Source organism: Bifidobacterium sp. POST2/T3 (B1), from assembly GCF_058197115.1.
On record NZ_JBVPQK010000322.1, the window covers coordinates 1 to 2,971 of the forward strand.

Sequence of the window (2,971 nt, forward strand, 5' to 3'; positions counted from 1 at the left end):
ACGACATTCGACGGATCGACGGGGTTGCACAGGCCGAGCTGGTGCCCCAGTATGCAGCCATGGTCAAATCAGGCGGGGAGAACGGGGCGGGAATGACTATTTTCGCCCTGGATGCGCATAAGATCGATCGTCTTCTGAACTCCAGGGTCGGCAAGGATCTTTCCGGACCGGATGCCCTGCTGCTTCCAGAAAGCCTCATGGACAGACAGAAGGATTTTCACGACGGCGGGAATCTTGGGCTCAATATTCTCAGCCCGATTCAAGGCGACGCTCGTGGCGGATCCACGTCGGTGGCTCAAAGACTCTTCGTAACTAGCATCTATGCGCCCTACCAGGGGATTGATGCCAGCAATTTATATGGCATGACCGACTCATCCTTGCTAAATGGCGTTCAGCCTCAGACCGTGCAGATCTGGGCCAAGGTTGATGGCTCGCCAACAGTCTCGACGTTTATGAACAAGGTGAAGAGTGCGCTTTCCGGGTATTCGGCTGTTTCCGTGAAGGGTGGATTGGCTGAAAAGCAGCAGTGGGATCGGACCATCGACAGCCTGCTCATGATTATCCTGGGCCTGCTTGCGGTTGCAGTGGCCATCGCCCTGATCGGCGTAGCCAACACGCTTTCCCTGTCGGTGTTGGAACGTCGGCGGGAGTCTGCCACCCTGCGGGCCATCGGGATGACCCGCAAGCAGATCAGACGTTCCCTGGCTGTGGAGTCAGGGTTGATAGCCCTGGGGTCGTCCTTGTCCGGCATGGTCCTGGGCCTGCTCTTCGGCTGGGCTGCAGCCTATGAGATCTTCTCCTCTCTGGGGACGGTGGCTTTCCCGATTCCTTGGTCCATTGGCCTGGTGATTCTGCTGGTGGCGCTCGTAGCGGCGATTCTGGCAAGCGTCCTGCCTGCAAGGCGCGTCAACCGGACTCCACCGGTCGTGGCTCTAGCAGAGGAATGACGACCAGCAGTCAGATTGCATCAGAGCCAGCCAACTTTCACCAAGGCGCACCTTGGTTGGCGCCGGGAATGAATGATTTATTCTGCCAGATGATGTTTTCCTTGAGGCTGCTTGGAAGCGAGCCGGCTTGATCGCGGGGACCTCGTTATTCTCGTAGTCGATTAAGGGGATCGAGGCAATTGTCTCAATCCTCTGGTCTGATGGATCCATGTCTTTAGGCTCATTGTCTTTTGTGCTGAACATGATTTGCTTCATCTCCGCATAGTTCCATCCCCGCCGCCCGCGTTGATTTGGATGGTGCCAGCCTAACAGGAAGAGTTCTTCAGTGCACTCATCCGTAAGGATGATTATCTTCATCGCTCCTAGGGAGCATATCGCTGCAGCCGATAGCCGGATACGGTCGGAAGCTGACGGGAGAAAGGCTTCCTCGCGGATAAAGGAGCACCATGCAGAACAAAGCGGATACTTCGTCTTCACAAGGTTTAATCGACAGAGCAGTCCCAGGTGTCGCGGGACCGCCGGCCGTCAGTGCCAGACAGCTGACCAAGGATTATGGGCAAGGTTCGAACGTCGTCCACGCCCTGCGCGGAATTGACGTGAATTTTGAGCAAGGCCGGTTCACTGCCATCATGGGCCCTTCAGGTTCGGGTAAATCAACACTTATGCACGTTCTGGCTGGTCTGGATACTGTCACCTCTGGCCATGTCTATATGGCCGCTGATCTTCTGCATTCGAAGAGCGGAGATCGTCACCATCCATCGATTGATCAGGCCGGCCGAGTTGACCTGACACGACTGGACGACCGTCAGCTGACTCTGATCAGGCGGAGGCATCTGGGATTCATCTTCCAGAGCTTCAACCTGTTGCCTATGTTCACTGCCAAACAGAATATCCTCATGCCGCTGGTACTGGACGGCGTTCGGCCTGACAGCTCGTGGATGGAGCAACTGGTAGAGACTCTCGGTTTGTCGGAGAGGCTGGACCATCTTCCCGGTGAATTATCCGGGGGGCAGCAGCAACGGGTCGCCATCGCCAGAGCGCTGATAACCAAACCCGGTCTGGTCTTTGCGGACGAACCGACGGGTAACCTGGACCTGGCCGCCAGCACTGGTGTTCTGAAGTTCCTGCGTGATTCCGTGCGCGAGCTGAATCAGACCGTTATCATGGTCACTCATGATGCCTATGCCGCATCCTACGCAGATCGTGCGATTGTCTTTGCCGACGGACGGATTGTTTCGGACCGAAAAGATCCGACAGTGAAAGCCATGAACGATCTTCTGGCTGAACAAGTCTCGGCTGGCACTGCCGGCGATTCCCAGTTCCAGGACTAAGGGGTGCATTGTGTGGCGGATAACTGGTACGATGATGAAGCGCGATGCACGTATGATGATGCCGGCTGGTCTGGCCATCGTGATCGGCACCCTCTTTATGTGCCTGACGCTCCTTTTTGGCAACGTGGCGAATGCCTCCATGCGTCGCGAAATCAGCATGGATGCAGGCCAAGCCAACTATGCTGTGACCTCCAGAAGGGATCAGGACAAGCCGATCCTGCTCGACGAATTCGATGGCAAGGGGCTGTCGAAAGTGCGCGGTGTTGGTGGTTTGCGCCCTGATGTCGACCTCATGGTGGATACGGAAGCAAACGGTCATTCCAGCAAAGGGATTCTGGCCATTGTGGGTGCAAGGCAGGAGCTTATACCTATCGATCTGGATCGGGGGCAATGGCCTGATTCAGACGATCAGGTTGTGCTGCCGCATTCCGTCGCCAGCAGGCTCCAGGCTGGTCTGGGTGATAAGGTGCGCCTCCATATGTCCTCGGTGATGCTGCCAGGTAGTGATAGCGATAGTGCTCAGGATTATTCAAGTAAAGAACGCCTTGTTGACCAAGGCACTGTGGACTTGACCATCTCAGGCATCAGCAAGAGCCATGGGGGAAAGTACGACGATTTCGGCGGAGCTGTGGTGCTGACGGGTTCTCGGATTGATCGCCTGCTGACTATGGCGGGAATGGTTGGACCTGAGTC

4 protein-coding genes are annotated in these 2,971 nt (G+C 56.2%); 3 read left to right on the forward strand and 1 reads right to left on the reverse strand.

All coding sequences use genetic code 11. From position 1 onward, the window contains the following. On the forward strand, positions 1-947 hold a 947-nt coding region (locus AC0AP0_RS11070), incomplete at its 5' end, for an ABC transporter permease (protein WP_490430502.1). Here AC0AP0_RS11070 and AC0AP0_RS11075 read toward each other — a convergent pair. Beyond that, entirely contained in the window at positions 933-1,304 is a 372-nt protein-coding gene (locus AC0AP0_RS11075) for a hypothetical protein (RefSeq protein ID WP_490430503.1), read from the reverse strand. The genes AC0AP0_RS11070 and AC0AP0_RS11075 overlap by 15 nt on opposite strands. A gap of 89 nt (positions 1,305-1,393) precedes the next feature. Between AC0AP0_RS11075 and AC0AP0_RS11080 the strand changes: the two genes are divergently transcribed. Both AC0AP0_RS11080 and AC0AP0_RS11085 read left to right on the forward strand, forming a co-directional pair. Continuing rightward, positions 1,394-2,278 carry an ABC transporter ATP-binding protein gene (locus AC0AP0_RS11080; RefSeq protein ID WP_490430504.1) on the forward strand — a complete coding sequence of 295 codons (885 nt, stop codon included), beginning with the start codon at positions 1,394-1,396 and terminating at the stop codon, positions 2,276-2,278. Between the two features lie 10 nt (positions 2,279-2,288). Continuing rightward, on the forward strand, positions 2,289-2,971 hold a 683-nt coding region (locus AC0AP0_RS11085; RefSeq protein WP_490430505.1), incomplete at its 3' end, for an ABC transporter permease.